Below are 15,915 nucleotides of genomic sequence, written 5' to 3'. Positions count from 1 at the left end.
GCGTTGAGTTCACTCAGACGCACCCCAATGTAATGGTTATCAACAAAATTAATAAGCTCTTGGAGAAAGTAATGGCGACTCATTTTGATTATATCTGTATCGGCGGTGGCAGCGGCGGTATCGCATCAGCAAACCGTGCAGCAATGTACGGCGCAAAGGTTGCACTTATCGAAGCACAAGACCTAGGCGGCACATGTGTAAACGTTGGCTGTGTTCCTAAAAAGGTCATGTGGCACGGTGCTCAAGTTGCAGAAGCGATGAACCTATACGCAGAAGACTACGGCTTCGATGTAGATGTAAAAGGCTTCGACTGGAGTAAACTGGTTGAGAGCCGCCAAGCTTATATTGGTCGTATCCACCAATCTTACGATCGTGTTCTAGGCAACAACAAAGTTAATGTGATTAAAGGCTTTGCTAAGTTTGTTGACGAGAAAACGGTTGAAGTGAACGGTGAACACTACACAGCCGATCACATCCTGATCGCAGTGGGTGGTCGTCCTACGATTCCAAACATTCCAGGTGCTGAATACGGCATTGATTCAAATGGCTTCTTCGAGCTTGCAGAGCAACCAAAACGTGTTGCGGTTATCGGTGCTGGTTACATCGCAGTTGAGATTGCTGGCGTTCTGCACGCACTAGGCACAGAAACACACCTATTCTGCCGTAAAGAGTCTCCACTACGCAGCTTCGACCCAATGATCATCGAAACGCTAGTAGAAGTGATGGACGCAGAAGGTCCAACGCTACACACTCATTCTGTACCCAAAGAAGTGGTTAAAGAAGCAGATGGTAGCCTAACTCTGCATCTAGAAAACGGTGAGAGCCAAAATGTTGATACCCTAATCTGGGCTATCGGTCGTCACCCAGCAACTGATGCGATCAACCTAGCATCAACGGGCGTTGAAACGAACGACCGCGGCTACATCAAGGTAGACGAGTACCAAACGACTAACGTTCCTGGCATCTACTGTGTAGGTGACATCATGGAAGGTGGTATCGAGCTAACACCAGTGGCTGTTAAAGCGGGTCGTCAGCTTTCTGAGCGCCTATTCAACGGTAAAACCAACGCGAAGATGGACTACGATCTTGTTCCTACTGTTGTATTCAGCCATCCACCAATCGGCACCATTGGTCTAACGACTCAAGAAGCTGAAGAGAAGTACGGCAAAGACAACATCAAGGTTTACACGTCTGGCTTTACTGCAATGTACACAGCAGTAACCAAACACCGTCAACCTTGTAAGATGAAGCTAGTATGCGCTGGCGAAGAAGAAACGGTCGTTGGTCTACACGGCATTGGCTTCACGGTTGACGAGATGATTCAAGGCTTCGGTGTAGCAATGAAGATGGGCGCAACCAAAGCAGACTTCGACTCTGTTGTGGCTATCCACCCTACTGGTTCCGAGGAGTTTGTTACGATGCGTTAATCGCTATCACAAGCATTCTCTAGACTTTGAAAAGCAGGCTTCGGTCTGCTTTTTTTATGTACCTGCTCTGAACTTTGCTCAAAATTTCAACGTAACAGACAAAGATTTTCTCTTAACGAAACATCGGAGTGTGTTATGAACCTACTGATTGAATCTTTTGAAGGCGGTATCTACCTTGCTTATCAAGTCACAGACCATAACCGTAGACTGGTGATGGACAGTGACCACCATCCAAAAAAGTTTATGAGTCTCAACCAAGTGCGTGATCACTTCAATGACCAATCAATCACGTCAGCCACCCTAATTCACAACAGCGCTTACGATGAAATGTGTGGTGAGCAGTGTGGCAGCGACATGCCACTCAGCGTTGATTTAAGATGGTGATTCCCTACCCATCGCAAAACAATCAAATTGAAAAGAGGACTTACTGATAAGCCCCCTTTTTCTGCCTAAGCTTTCTCTCTAACGCGCCATGCGTCTATTTCTGCGCTTAATGTTGCCCTCACGAACGATGAAATCAAACAGTGGCGCAAACAGGTTAGCAAACAGTATTGCGAGCATAATGCCTTCGGGATAGGCTGGGTTGAGCACCCTAATCCCGATTGTCATCACCCCGATCAGAATACCGTAGGCCCACTTCCCTTTATTGGTAAAGGCTGCAGATACCGGGTCGGTCGCCATGAAGAAAGTACCAAAAGCCACGCCGCCAAGTACAAAATGCCAGTAGAAGGGCATAGAGAACATGGCATTGGTTTCTGACCCTACCAAGTTAAGCAGACTTGAAGTAGCAACAAGACCAACTATCACCCCTGCGACAATCCGCCACGAAGCTATCTTCATCGCAATAAGCGCCAAACCGCTGAGCATGATTAGCAGCGACGATACTTCACCCATCGAACCGGGAATATTACCGACAAAGGCGTCCATCCAAGAAATTGATTCCCCAGTCATGTTATTCAGAAGTGCACTATTACCTCCCTCATACCATTGACTCAATGGTGTTGCACCAGAATAGCCATCAGCCGCTACCCATACTAAGCCGCCTGACATGTTGGCCGGATAAGCAAAATAGAGAAATGCACGCCCCGCAAGCGCTGGGTTAAGGAAGTTACGGCCCGTACCACCAAAGATCTCTTTGGCAACCACAATACCGAAGGTGATACCTAATGCCGCTTGCCAAAGTGGAATCGTTGGCGGCAGTATCAGAGCAAACAGCACCGAACTAACGAAAAAGCCCTCGTTCACCTCATGCTTGCGCACTATGGCAAACAACACCTCCCAAAAGCCCCCTACAACAAACACGGTGGCATAAACAGGTAAGAAATAGAGCGCACCCAACCACATCTGGCTCAGCCAACCACTCGATGTGAGCGCTTCTGCGCTACCAAAGGCCCAAGCCAAGCGCCAGTTTCCCTCAATAACCACTAACAGCTCTGCGCCAGAGTAAGTCGCACTCAATCCCATGACAGCTTGGTGACCGACGTTATACATACCCCAAAACATCGCAGGAAAAGTCGCTAGCCACACCATGATCATAATGCGTTTGAGATCGATGCTGTCTCGAACATGGGTTAGCCCTTTGTTCACATGACCGGGGGTATAGAATATGGTCGCGGCTGCTTCATATAAGGGGTACCACTTTTCGTACTTACCACCCGCTTCGAATTGAGGGGAGACACCCTCTATCCACTTCTTCAATTTCATATCTTTGTAACCTCATTTTAGTGAGTCACCAGCAATACGAAACAAACGGGGGTTGAGAGCAATTTCGATAACCTTCACCGATAAATACACCCTCATGCATTTACAGAATTTCAACTTCTAGATAGAAAAAGTAAGAATCAAATTTTGGGGAGAAGATCACACGTTGAAATTCTCACCCGCTTTCTCAAAAATGCGACTCGTTAGCTCATTTTTTCATATGTAATTGATAAAAATGTCGAAAAAACATCAAAAACTCTTATAGAATGCCCAAATAATAAAAAACAAAAAAGATCAGTTGTGCAAAATAAAAGCAGTGGGTCCACTGAAGTTTTCTATCACCTCATGGATCTATCAGATAGAGAAAAACGTCTTTATCTAGAGCGATTAAAGGCTGAACAGCCCGGCTTATACCAGCAAATTCTTCCTCTTGTGAACGAGGGACCATCAGAGCAGATCACATCGCTGTTCGGCTTCCACGCACAGCAAGCAACTGAAGCAGAGTTCGACCTCACCAACACACTAGTCGACAAGTACCAGATCTCTCATGAACTGGGTCGTGGTGGTATGGGTATTGTTTACGCGGCGAGCCGGGCGGACAGAACCTTTGAGCAAGATTTGGCGGTGAAATTCATTCAACCAGCCCTCTCGCATATCCTCGGGGAACATGCACTATTTCAAGAAGCGCAGTTGCTTGCTCATCTCAACCACCCTTGCATCGCCAAAGTGTTTGATGGTGGGGTCTATGAGGAGTCGGTCTACATCGTCATGGAACGTGTAGAAGGTGAGACGCTCTCACTGCATTTGCAGAATCGTATATTGAGTGAAAAGCAAAAGCTTAACCTCTTCAAAGAGGTGTGTTCCGCCATTGAGCACGCGCACCAAAAGCAGGTATTACACGCAGATCTCAAACCAGAGAACATCTTAATTGACCCGCTAGGTTCACCTAAGATTTTGGATTTCAACCTGACTCAAAAAGTTAAGCAACCAGTACCGGACAAAAACACCGACGCATCTCTGCTCACAGCTTACAGCAAGGCTTATGCAAGCCCAGAACAAGCTGCGGGACAGTTTTTAACTCAACAAAGCGATATTTATTCATTAGGTAAAATTCTAGCGCTGATCTTCGATTCTTCACCCAACTTGGATATCGATCTTATTGTTGAAAAGGCGACACAAGATGAACCTAGTCGGCGCTATGCCAGTGTGGGCGAATTGCGCCAAGATATCGTCCGAATATTGGAGTGCAGACCTATCTCGCTCCGCGAGAAGCACCCGCTCCACACTCTATCCAAACTACTGAAACGTCGTCCAGTACAGAGTGCTCTCACTATTCTTTTATTGATTTCAGGCGCCTCCTTTTCAACCGCAATCTTCCACAAAAATCTGCAACTGCAAAAAGAGAAACAGGTTGCCGAGGAGATGATGTACGAGGTAACAAGCCTGCTGTTTCATGCTAAGGGCAGTGATGCTGCCAAAATGTCGGTGGGGACCATGCTCGAACTCACCAGGCGTCGCATACTTTCGAACCCAGATTTACCCAAAGACGTGAAGCAAAAAATGCTATTGGCGATGCTAACACCAGCACCCGAAAAATCCGTGACTAATAAAAACAAACCAAATTCATCCAGTAACTGATTATGAAAAAAGCTCTCTTACCTTGTATTGTAACGTGCGCTTTGAGCCTAAGCGCGCACGCTGAAAATAACCAATCTCTGACTGGGTACTTTATTGATTCGCCAGTTTCTGGACTCTACTATGAGACCAGCTCAAACCTCACCGGCACCACAGACAAAGGGGCGTTCCAATACAACTCCGGTGATATCGTGAGTTTCTTTATTGGCACCGATAACTCGGGCTACTTACTGACCACTCTATCTGGCCAAGAAGTCATTACACCAACGTTGTCATCGACGCGCCCAAGCCGCAGTATCAACATGACGCGCCTGTTGTTGTCGCTCGACGACACGCCGGAGCATCGCGATGAGATCATCTTAGCCAGTAAGGTGTTGTCGGACGTCGAGTTTCAAAAGAAGCTTAAGAAGCTAGATTTGAGCTACCTAGATGACCAAGACCTTGGTATCGAGTTGGTTTCCGTTAAGGAAGCAGCTGAGCATCTGAATCAGAGTCAGGAGTACATCAAAGACAACTTTGCCTCTGAGGAGATCATTTTCTCTCCAAAAGACAAAGTGCTGCACAACATCATCATCGCCAAAAAAGATTACGCGGGAAGAGCCTGCTTCTACGATTTGGCTCATCGCGCCAACCCAAAATATAAGGGGCCCATTGGCGAGCTAAGCTACCAAATTACCGACACTGAGCTGATTCAGTTCCCGGGAACGGGTGACTATTTCAACGGCTGTAACCTACTCCCTTACCACACACCTCAAGAAATCATCCGTGAACCATTATCCATCGGCGATGGCTGGACAGGCTTTACTAGCTGCGCACAAACAGGTTGCACCCGCCACGATCTAAGTGGCTTCTCAATCGAAGACTTCGACGATGAAGGGGACTGGAAATATCGAACGGTCGCTTTGGATTTCGATACCGAGACCGAACTCCTGATGGAGAAAACCCAAGGCTTGGGCCAAAAGGAGCACGTTCGTCATGCTAACAAGAGTGAGATGATCTGGTTCACCTACACCAATGAGCGTGGTAACCACATCCCTTACGAAGGTGTCTGGCAACACACTCAATATCAGCACGCCGACATCATCACAGAGTGTCTATTGGTTAAAGATAAACGCGTTCTGTTAGGGCCTAGTGAATCTGAAGCCTGCCCAACAAACCACCAGCAATACACAAAGGATGTGACGGAAAAGTTTGGTGATATGTGGTGGCTAAGCAACCCAGATCCAACGGTATCCCTTGCTCAGATGAATGTTGCTGTTCGTTGGTACGACTCTGTACCTCAACAACATTTCACTGCGTGGGAATACTTGCCTGCAGGTAAGAACTGGGACCAAGGCATCCTCTATAGATTCAAACAAAAAATTTCGCTAAACCCAGATAAATCCCATAATATCAGCACCCTATCTGTTTCTGAGTTTACTAAAGTGAGGTCTAACAGCTAATGGAAGCAACAACTCCAGATATCACACAGATCATCCACCAATGGCAATCCGGCGACAAAAGCGCCGAAGCAGACCTGTATCAATTCGCTTACTTACAGCTTCGCCAGATCGCCCAGCAAGAGCGCACTCGTAGCGCACAGAAGTACGGCACTGATAACCAAGTGCTGAGTGACAGCATGAATAGCACCACCGCATTAATTCACGATGCCTACCTGAAAATATCCTCTTCAGATCTGCAATCAATCGAGAACAAAAAAGAGTTCTTTTTGATGGCAGCTAAAGTAATGCGCCAGATTCTTATCGATAACGCTCGTCATCTACAGGCACAAAAGCGCCAGCAAATGACGATGGTAAGCGACAATGACGGCGACAAGTTTGAACAGTTTATGATGATGGATAAAGCCATCGATAACTTCAGCATCCACTACCCTCGCCAATCGCAAGCGCTAAAACTCAAGTATCTGATGGGGATGCGAAACCAGGAGATCAGCGAACTGCTTGAATGCAGTGCAAGCTTAATAGAGAAAGACCTCAAATTCTCCCGTTGTTGGTTACAAAGCAAACTGGTTTAACATGAAAAAGCGCCTCTGTTTTTTAGTTGTCTCTGGATGCGCGGCACTCGTCCTGCTGCCACCTTGGCTTGCATCTGAAGAAGTGAATGCTTCCCTACCAATCAAAGACAACACATCTGTCAGACAAGCTGCCACTGAAGCCTCGCAGAGCGTCGTTATCGATGCATCTGTGCAAAATCGCACATCCTCAACAACACGGATAGAAAGCAAAGCCGAGTCAACCCTATCAGAGGTGTCATTCCCATCGGCTACGTTCGAAAGCCAAACGGATCGATTTGAGGATCAAGCTGAGAAATTTTACAGTGATACCGAAACCTTGATTGTCGCTGACGACAAAGACCGCGCCGATCGCAACCAGAAACCACAAGTAAACCCAGCAGTACAGCAAAGTATTCAACATGAAATCAATCAATGGTCCTTTACCGAGAACTCTCCGATTAACTACTCGATCGATGTTACCGGCCTATTTGAAGATCCAGATGATGATTTACTGACAACACAAATTGCCGTCAATCATCCTAAGTTTTCGGTTTCGAATCTCGGCGGAAGAACAAGCGTACAAGGCACCCCGAAAGTTGGAGAAGCACCGACACAACTGATTGCTCGAGCTAAAGATGATTATCACGGCTCAGAAGAAAGTGCTTGGGTTACCACACGCTTTTCACTTCCTTCTATATCTTCAGGCATAGAGGAGGACGGCTTACACCCTTTGATTGGCGAAACTTGGTATCGACTGGAGACCAACCATCAATTTGCCGGTAGGACGTACAACTACGAAAAGGTCTACTGCGAAGCCTTTAAGTTCATCAACGACGAAGTGTTCTTCGCCTCTTCGAGCAATCTCACTACCTGCCCGAATGAGCACGCTCTGCGTAAGGTCGGAAGCTATCATGTCGATGGTGATATCTTAGTTGTCTCTAGCAACCAGTCTATTTTTGATACCGACATGCGCTGGAAAATTTTGGAGACTTACCCAAATCACCCAACCTTCACTACCGCTTATGTCACTCAAGTTAAAATGGGCAATGAGTATGAAACTTACACGGTGGCCTCGAAAGCGCAAATAGAACAACGCATAAACACTGTGACAGGATTAGAAGCTCTGCAGCTAACACCACTCAACTATATGTATTTAGCTAACGATGGTCACTACTACCTAGGCTGGTATGGCATGCACCTAAGTAACGCTCAACAAACCAATCCAGCATGGCAAGATCGAATGGATGGTGACCTCAATGTTCAGTCATACAACACAACGGTTGTCTGCGAAGATTTACTCAGTAAGTTTGATTACTACTCCGTTGGCGGACAAGGGGTGTATGGCGACATCATTGGTCAAACCATCGGCGAAAATCTTGAGCCGATCGAGTGTGCCAAGCGTCCGCTAGGTCACCTTCAATACTCATACTTAGATGTCGATTTCTTGGAATTCGATGAGTTTAAACATGGCGAAGTATTTAGCATCATATTCCGCCCTAAGAAAGAGTGGCGTCATAAGGTTGAAGAGATGAAACTCAATGTTAGATATCTAGACCCCGACGCTTGATAACGCCACAACACCTGCAAGCCGGCGCGAAAAGTATCAGTGTCGGCTTCAGGTAATCTGACACCCACTCCAGCGTTATTTCATCGATTGTTATTTCCTTCTCCCTTCTCAAGCATCACTTCCTACATAAAGTCTTAGTCATCCACTTTTTCAAACAAAAATCGAATAAATTTTACGGTTTTTTTTTGATTTTACGTACGTTGAAAACGTACTCAATCCCAAGTAAAACATTTATCTAATTGATATAAGCCTCAGAAAACAAAACAAAATAGGGCTTGGCTAGAGCTCTTTACAAAGGATATGAAATGAAAAAAGTTAGTTTACTAGCAGCGTCAGTGGCTTTCGCTCTCACAGGCTGTGGTGGTTCAGATGGTGATAGCTCTAGTGCTACTCCAAGTGGTGTTGTGATCACGGCTATCGATGGTTATCTAGAGAATGCTCAAGTTTGGGTTGATACTAATAACAACTTCAAATGGGACTCAGAAGATAAACAGCTTGATAGCAATACCGATGCAAACGGTGAAATTACTCTTCCAAATGAGTACAAAGACAACGCCATTTTTATCAAAGCAATTGCTGGCCAAACAATCGATAAAACTCGTGGTTTAGTCACATCCAACTTCGATCTCGCGGCTACCGCAGGCGCTACCGTTGTTAGCCCAATGACCAATATGGTTGTTGAGCAATTAGCGGCTGATGATACATTGACGCAAGAAGATGCTGAAAATAAAGTTGTTACGTCAGTGACAAACTCAGGCCTAACAGCCTCTCAAGATCTGATCTTTGGTGACTACATTGCTGATAGATCTGAGCAAGCAAAAGCACTCAATGCTATCGGTGAAAAGCTAGTTGATAATTCAGGCTTAGCTGTCGATAAACAACTAGAACTGACGGATAAAGTCGCAGGCGCAGCTCAGACAATCATCGAGAAAGAAGAGAGCCTAGAAGACTTCTCTCCGGTCGTAGAGGTTCCTACCGATGGCAACCCGATCACCGTAACTCCTAACTCTCGTCCTGTGGACAACAAGAATGGTGCACTAGAGAGCATCACGCTTGAGTCTTCAGACGTATGGGTAGAACTGAATGCTTCAGCTTACTTCCAAGACGTAGAGAACGATACATTAACGTTCGAACTCAAAGAGCTCGCTAATGATCTCAATGGACTAGTGATCGATAGCGATACAGGTATTATTAGTGGCGACCTTACTAAGGCTGGCACTTACAATTACCAAATCTTCGCAAAAGATGCTCATGGTGCATTGTCATACCCTCTGAATCTTAAAGTCACAAAGTTGGCTGATAACCTAGCTCCAGAAATCGACACAGAAGAACAAAACAGGCTACAAAGTGTGATTAATGGCTGGCAACTTCAAGAAGGTGAATTGTTCAACCAAACTATCGACTTAGCCGGCTTATTTAACGATACAGATGGCGCTATTGTTAAGTATCGTTCTGGTGGACTGACTATTGATGGTTTAACCATTACCCCAACGGAAGACACAAGTTCAATCGTTACTATTTCAGGCACACCAAGTAAGTCATACCCAGCAGGACAAACTTTCAATGTCGGTGGTGTGGATGACGATAACGAACCAACCTACGTAACGTTTACTCTGCCGGAAGTATTAAAAGGCACCCCTGTAGAGCCACCAGTATCTGAACTGGGCTTCACTCAAGCACACTTTGATAAAGGTGGCGTGTGGCAAATGGGTAGCTTTGACTACGGTGACGGTGAGTTCGCATTTGCATCACTTCGCATGGAAGCGGGTCAACATGTACTATGTTGGGCTTCAGAAGATGACGCTGACAGCACAATCAGTCGTAAGAGCTGGATGGAAACATTTGATTACCAAGCTGCAGAATACAAAGCAAATAACGGTAACGTCATTGGTGGCGATGACTGTATGCCAGCAAAACTCAATACTGATGGCACATTAGAAGTTGAAGGTGATGAACCAGGTTCTGTAACCACTATCTCTATGGTTTACCAACACATTACCGAGAACAATGACTACCAGATCATCATGACTTTGGATGAGGGTAATATTGTAGAGTTATTCTGGTTAGACTCAACAGAAGACAGCACTGGCTCAATCTACAACACCTTTGCTTACCCTAGTCCATCAAATCGTCCAGAAGGTGACCAATACACAGAATACCTTCTGATAGATGATGCGACAGCTTACAATAAAATCGATCCTTTGCTTGATCAGTTTGATTACACAGTTACCAAAACATCAGGCTTTGATTCAGAAACAGTCCTAGCTGAAGGCACCTACCGTGTATCATCCGTTAGCTTCCCAGACGAAGGTTGGTCTGGTAACTGGGTATATGAAGAAGTGCCACCTACCGGCGGTCTATCGTATGTTGGACTTCCTGAGTTCAATGAGGATGTAAACCGTGACATTCTACGTCGTTACTTCACCTACCGTGACTTCGGCGATGTACAGATCGGCGTTGGTGACAGCGACAAAGACGCACAATGGGGACGTGATTTGAATGACTTCGGCTTTTTCTTCATTGCATCAGAAGATAAAGAGATCATTAAATCCATTCATGATGCTTGGATTAAATAACGAGCTATAGAATATGAACAAGCCCCGCACTCGCGGGGCTTTCGTCTATTTGGTGTATCCGGCTACTTCACACACATCACGTTGAGAAGTGATGAGCCTTTAAGTTGAGTAATATTGCCATTGGTAAAGAGGCCTTTCTTCTGTGCCCCCCAGTAAGGTAGATGCATTGGCCAATCTTTTTGCTCCATCACTTTTGAGTTCAAAATAGTTTGCCAATCTTTTTCACTCAACAGCCCCATACCTAAGCCATTGCACGTCTTTTGCGCTTGGTCGTAATCCAAACGGCTCCAAGGTTTGCCTTGTTCCATATAAAACTGTTGTTGACCATCAAGAATGTAAGGAACAGCGTAGGTCTTACCTGAAACAGAAGCGCTTAAACGTACCTCGACCTCGGTATCACTGCTGTTTTTCGAATGATCTGGTAGAGATTGGATTGCCATCGACCCAGTAGAAACAGGTTTGCTTATAGCTTTAGGAGCAGGAGCCTTAGGTGCTGGCGCAGAAGCTTTGGCAACCGCTGCCGTCGCAGGTGCTTTTGCCGCGGTGCGCTCTACAGGTTGCGCTTCCACTCGAGCTTTAGGAGCGGTCATTTTATCCGTTTTTGCAGTCGCGGCAGCCAGTGGTGCAACATTAGTTGATTGAGATTTATCAACCATGCGGATAAAGGCTTCTTTGTAGCCCGATACCTTCCTAACCTGTAGCAACTCTTTACGTGCATCCGCATAATTGGAGTAAGGACCAATCAAGCAGCGGTAGTTACCTTGTTCTGGTTTCATCCATACATTGGTCGAGATATTTTTATAGATAGGTTTCGCCTTCTTTAGCGGCAGTGGGTCATTGAGCAGTCCACACTGAACCCAGAAAAGGTTACTTTCTGAATGAGTTTTGGGTGCTTTACTCCCCCATATCCCTTTACCGATTGGACAAGAAGCTTCTAACTGAGGCAGTTGATCTGCACTGGCTTGAGTCGCATCACAAAGCACCGACTCTGCATTCACATAACCAGATAATGACGCACCGACTGTGAACAGTGCTAAACCTAACCCTTTACGAGAACCTCGACATACTGCATTTATTGTCAATTTCATACCCATCACTCAACCCTCAGGGGTAAAATTATCACCGACTTAATATCGATAATAAATGAATTCCATTTTAGACATTATTGACTAGATCAATAACTCATAGTTCCTAAACTATAAGCAAAAAAAGAGCCGTAATTACTTACGGCTCTTAGTTTAGTGAGCTTTTTTATTAAAAATCAATCGCTCGGGATCAACCTTTATAAATTTTCGGGTTAAACACATCACGTAACCAGTCACCAAGCAGGTTGATAACCAGTACCAGCGTTACCAATAGCACACCTGGGAAGGCAGTAATCCACCATGCACCAGAGAAGATGTAGTTGAAACCGATACTAATCAGTGCGCCAAGCGATGGTTGATCTACCGGAAGGCCAAGACCTAGGAAAGAAAGTGCCGCTTCTGACATGATGGCATTTGCCACCTGTACTGTAGAGATAACCAAAATTGGAGATAGGCAGTTCGGTAGAATGTGACGGAACATAATGCGAGGTGCTTTAAAGCCCATAACACGTGCCGCTTCGACATACTCTTTCTTCTTCTCCGCCAATACCGACGCACGAATCGTACGCGCATACTGCGGCCATTCAGCAATACCGATAATCACCACCAGCATCACTACTGCATACTGAGCGTAGAAATCACTACCAAAGCTCGCCTTAAAGATAGCCGAAACAATGATCGCAACCATCATAGTAGAGAACGAAAGCTGAACATCAGCGAAACGCATTAGGAAGCTATCGATACGACCACCGAAGTAACCCGCTGACAGACCAATAATGATACCCAGTGTTAGCTGAAGACCGACCGCCAAGAAACCAATCGTTAGCGACAGACGCGAGCCGTAAAGCATGGTAGATAGAATGTCACGACCTTGCTCATCTGTACCTAGAAGGAAACGCTCGTCACCATCTTCCATCCATGATGGCGGTAGCTCAGAGTCCATAATATCAATCGACGTCACATCGTATGGGTCAGTCGGTGCGATAATCGGCGCAGCCAGAGCCATCACCAAGAATGCGGTAAAGACAGCGAAGCTGAACATCGCCACTTTGTCACGTAAAAAGTAGTACAGAATGTCTGACTGCTTGAAGCGCTCCCAACGAGATGGAGCTGTTGTTGATTGTTCCATGATTATGCTCCTTTCCCTGTAATGTTCACTGTTGGGTTAATGATGCCGTATAGCAGGTCAACAATGGTGTTGGTTACGACGAAAATCAGACCAACGAAAATAACGTATGCGGTAATCAGTGGTGTATCCACTCGGTTAATCGCTTCAAGGAATAGGAAGCCGGTACCCGGCCACTGGAATACGGTTTCAGTAAGAATGGTGTAAGCCACCATAGTACCAATCTGAACACCACCCACCGTTAGTACAGGGAGCATGGTGTTTTTCAGCGCATGTTGGTAGTAGATCTTGTTCAGTGCTAAGCCTTTCGCTTTACCGAACTTGATGTATTCAGAGCTCAGTACTTCCAGCATCTCAGAACGTACGAGACGGATGAATAGCGGCAACATGATAGAAGCTAGCGCAATACTTGGCAGAACTAAGTGTGCAAGGCCATCCAGCGTAAAGAAGCCAGACTCCCAGCCAAGCCAGTTGGCGGTTTCACCACGCCCATAAGAAGGCAGCCAGCCAAGTTCAATAGAGAATACATACATTAGCATAATGGCCGTTAAGAACACCGGAATTGAGATACCGATACTACTGCCCGCCATCACCAACTTGGTAAAGAAGCTTTTTGGATGAATCGCCGAGTAAACCCCAAGCGGGATCGACAAACAAACAATGATAAGCGATGCACCAAACACTAACTCAAGTGTGGCTACCAGCTTATCTAAAATAACGTCCACAGCTGGACGCTTAAAGAAGTACGAGGTACCAAGATCACCCTGTAGAGCAGCCCCTACAAAGCGAGTGTATTTTGTAATGAAGGGATCGTTGAGGCCCAGTTCATCACGCAGCGCTTGACGCTCCGCTTCTGAAACAGACTGACCTACCAACTCACGTAACGGGTCGCCCAGGTTATCCTGAATGGCAAACGCCACCAAACTGATCACAAACATCACTATCAGTGCCTGAAACAGGCGCTTGACCAGAAACGTAAACATTCCTTGCCCCTTATCTATCCATGACTGTCTAGTTAAATCCGTAACCAGACAACAAATATTCAGTCTTAAAAAAGGTATCTAGCCAGACTGAAGGAAGACTAAATACCGAAACTTAATAGAACAACTTAAATAGTGAGAGCCTGAACCAACAGGCTCTCGCACCTAGCAAGCTAGATTATTTTACAACTAGGTCACCGAAGTAAGGCATCACCATTGGGTTAACGATATCAGCCGCACCAACGTTAGACTTCGCGCCCCACGCTTCACTTTGCCAGTGTAGCGGTACAAATGCTGCGTCGTTGTAAAGTGTCGCTTCAACGCCTTTCAGCATTTGAGAACGCTTAGCAGGATCCGTTTCAGTGTTAGATGCTTCTACGACTGCGTCCATCTCTGGGTTTGAGTAACCAGAACAGTTGTACTGACCGCGACCTGTCTCTTCGTTACGAGTCATGGTTAGGAACTCGTTAAAGTTCGCAGAATCTTCTGTATCTGAGTGCCAGCCGATCATCATCATGTCTGCTGAACATAGGTCAAACTCAGGCCAGTATTGCGCTTTAGGCATTGTTTTCAGATCAACCTTGATGCCGATCTTAGACAGCATTGCTGCAGATGCTTGAGCAACTTTTGCATCGTTCACGTAACGGTTGTTTGGTGCCATCATAGTTAGCGTGAAGCCATCTGCGTAGCCCGCTTCTTTCATCAGCTCTTTTGCTTTCTTAAGATCGTAACGTGGCACTAGATCCTCGTTGTGACCTGCGTAGCCTGTTGGGCTTTGCTGACCAGCGGCCGTTGCGAAGCCTTTCATGATCTTCTTAACGATACCTTCGTTGTTGATAGCATGAACAATCGCCTGACGAACGCGAACATCTTTCAGAGCTTCGTTGCTGTTTTGGTTCATTTGGAACGTGATGATACGAGTACCAGGTAGCGTCACAAGGTCGATGCCTTTCGCGTTACTAACACGCTTGTGATCGTTTGGCGCTACTGGGTGAATCATGTCTACGTCACCAGAAAGAAGTGCAGCTACACGCGTTGCGTCTTCTTTAATTGGTACTAGCGTTAGGTTATCAACGTTACCTTTTGACTCCTTGTCCCAGTAATCGTTGAAACGTTTGAATTGAACTTTTACGCCCTGCTCACGCTCAGTAACGATGAATGGACCTGTACCAGAAACGTTCGTTGAAGCGAACGAGTTACCGTGCTTCACTAGCTCTGATTTATCTTTACCATCCGCAGTCTTACCAGAGTAAAACTTGCTGTCCATTGGGAAGATGTAGGTCGCTGTTTGTAGTACTAGTGGGTAAGCCGCTTTCGATACTAGCTCAACTGTGTAGTCATCCACTTTTACCATCTTCTCATACGGTGCGAAGATAGACTTAAAGTCTGGAGACGCTTGTAGACGCTCGAAAGTCCACACAACATCGTCAGCTGTTAGTTCGTTACCAGAGTGGAATTTCACACCCTTACGTAGGTTAAAGCGGAAAGTCGTTTCATCAATACGCTCCCAGCTAGATGCCAGGCGGCCTTCAAAATCCATCTCTTGAGTGAAACGTACTAGAGGGTCAAACACCATGTGAGACATTTGCAGTGTGCCACCAGACAGCTGCTCGTGCGGGTCAAGTGATACTGGGTCAGCTGCGTAGCCAACGGTAATATCTGCTGCTGCTGCACTAAAGCTTAGGCCAGCTGCCATCAAAGCGACTGCTAATTTGCTTTTCATGGTTTTCATTTGCATAACTCCTTCATGCGGGAATCCAGATCCCTAGTTGTTGTATTTGCGTCTGTTTTATTTTTTAAAGCAGGCTCAACCTCGCCCGCTTAC

12 protein-coding genes are annotated in these 15,915 nt (G+C 46.0%); 7 read left to right on the top strand and 5 right to left on the bottom strand.

Annotated elements, in window-relative coordinates:
* Nucleotides 1-71: 71 nt before the first annotated feature.
* Nucleotides 72-1,427 carry a glutathione-disulfide reductase gene (gorA, locus tag vsple_RS00285; protein ID WP_032551036.1) on the top strand — a complete coding sequence of 452 codons (1,356 nt, stop codon included), beginning with the start codon at nucleotides 72-74 and terminating at the stop codon, nucleotides 1,425-1,427.
* Between the two features lie 135 nt (nucleotides 1,428-1,562).
* Entirely contained in the window at nucleotides 1,563-1,811 is a 249-nt protein-coding gene (locus tag vsple_RS00280; RefSeq protein WP_032551034.1) for a DUF6482 family protein, read from the top strand.
* 78 nt (nucleotides 1,812-1,889) lie between these two features.
* Here the strand turns inward: vsple_RS00280 and vsple_RS00275 are convergent, their stop codons facing one another.
* Complete coding sequence (locus vsple_RS00275; RefSeq protein WP_261882335.1) at nucleotides 1,890-3,131, bottom strand: NADH:ubiquinone reductase (Na(+)-transporting) subunit B; 1,242 nt, start codon at nucleotides 3,129-3,131, stop codon at nucleotides 1,890-1,892.
* Nucleotides 3,132-3,473: 342 nt separating this feature from the next.
* Here vsple_RS00275 and vsple_RS00270 point away from each other — a divergent pair, with 342 nt between their 5' ends.
* The 5 genes from vsple_RS00270 to vsple_RS00250 all read left to right on the top strand — a co-directional run bounded on the left by vsple_RS00270 (nucleotide 3,474) and on the right by vsple_RS00250 (nucleotide 10,899).
* Nucleotides 3,474-4,766 (top strand): serine/threonine protein kinase, encoded by a 1,293-nt coding sequence (locus vsple_RS00270; RefSeq protein ID WP_261883095.1) that lies wholly within the window; start codon nucleotides 3,474-3,476, stop codon nucleotides 4,764-4,766.
* A gap of 2 nt (nucleotides 4,767-4,768) precedes the next feature.
* Entirely contained in the window at nucleotides 4,769-6,205 is a 1,437-nt protein-coding gene (locus vsple_RS00265) for a chromosome partitioning protein ParA (RefSeq protein ID WP_261882334.1), read from the top strand.
* Nucleotides 6,205-6,777 (top strand): ECF-type sigma factor, encoded by a 573-nt coding sequence (locus vsple_RS00260; RefSeq protein ID WP_261882333.1) that lies wholly within the window; start codon nucleotides 6,205-6,207, stop codon nucleotides 6,775-6,777. Before vsple_RS00265 ends, vsple_RS00260 begins: the two co-directional genes overlap by 1 nt.
* Nucleotide 6,778: 1 nt before the next feature.
* Nucleotides 6,779-8,323, top strand: a complete 1,545-nt coding sequence (locus vsple_RS00255) for a hypothetical protein (protein ID WP_261882332.1) — start codon at nucleotides 6,779-6,781, stop codon at nucleotides 8,321-8,323.
* Between the two features lie 305 nt (nucleotides 8,324-8,628).
* The gene (locus vsple_RS00250) at nucleotides 8,629-10,899 is read left to right on the top strand and encodes a putative Ig domain-containing protein (RefSeq protein ID WP_261882331.1); all 2,271 of its coding nucleotides are present in this window, start codon (nucleotides 8,629-8,631) and stop codon (nucleotides 10,897-10,899) included.
* Nucleotides 10,900-10,961: 62 nt separating this feature from the next.
* Here the strand turns inward: vsple_RS00250 and vsple_RS00245 are convergent, their stop codons facing one another.
* The 4 genes from vsple_RS00245 to vsple_RS00230 all read right to left on the bottom strand — a co-directional run bounded on the left by vsple_RS00245 (nucleotide 10,962) and on the right by vsple_RS00230 (nucleotide 15,822).
* The gene (locus vsple_RS00245; RefSeq protein WP_261882330.1) at nucleotides 10,962-11,987 is read right to left on the bottom strand and encodes an SPOR domain-containing protein; all 1,026 of its coding nucleotides are present in this window, start codon (nucleotides 11,985-11,987) and stop codon (nucleotides 10,962-10,964) included.
* A gap of 187 nt (nucleotides 11,988-12,174) precedes the next feature.
* Nucleotides 12,175-13,113: an ABC transporter permease gene (locus vsple_RS00240; RefSeq protein WP_255229529.1), complete on the bottom strand. Its 939-nt coding sequence runs from the start codon at nucleotides 13,111-13,113 to the stop codon at nucleotides 12,175-12,177.
* A 2-nt stretch (nucleotides 13,114-13,115) separates the two neighbouring features.
* Nucleotides 13,116-14,093, bottom strand: coding sequence for an ABC transporter permease (locus tag vsple_RS00235; RefSeq protein WP_032551023.1), 978 nt, complete (start codon nucleotides 14,091-14,093; stop codon nucleotides 13,116-13,118).
* A gap of 175 nt (nucleotides 14,094-14,268) precedes the next feature.
* Nucleotides 14,269-15,822, bottom strand: a complete 1,554-nt coding sequence (locus tag vsple_RS00230) for an ABC transporter substrate-binding protein (RefSeq protein ID WP_261882329.1) — start codon at nucleotides 15,820-15,822, stop codon at nucleotides 14,269-14,271.
* Between the last annotated feature and the right edge of the window lie 93 nt (nucleotides 15,823-15,915).

Source organism: Vibrio pelagius (assembly GCF_024347575.1).
In the GTDB taxonomy this organism is placed as follows: Bacteria; Pseudomonadota; Gammaproteobacteria; order Enterobacterales; family Vibrionaceae; genus Vibrio; species Vibrio pelagius.
The sequence above is the reverse complement of the archived record's forward strand: the minus strand, read 5'-3'. Positions and strand labels throughout refer to the sequence as shown.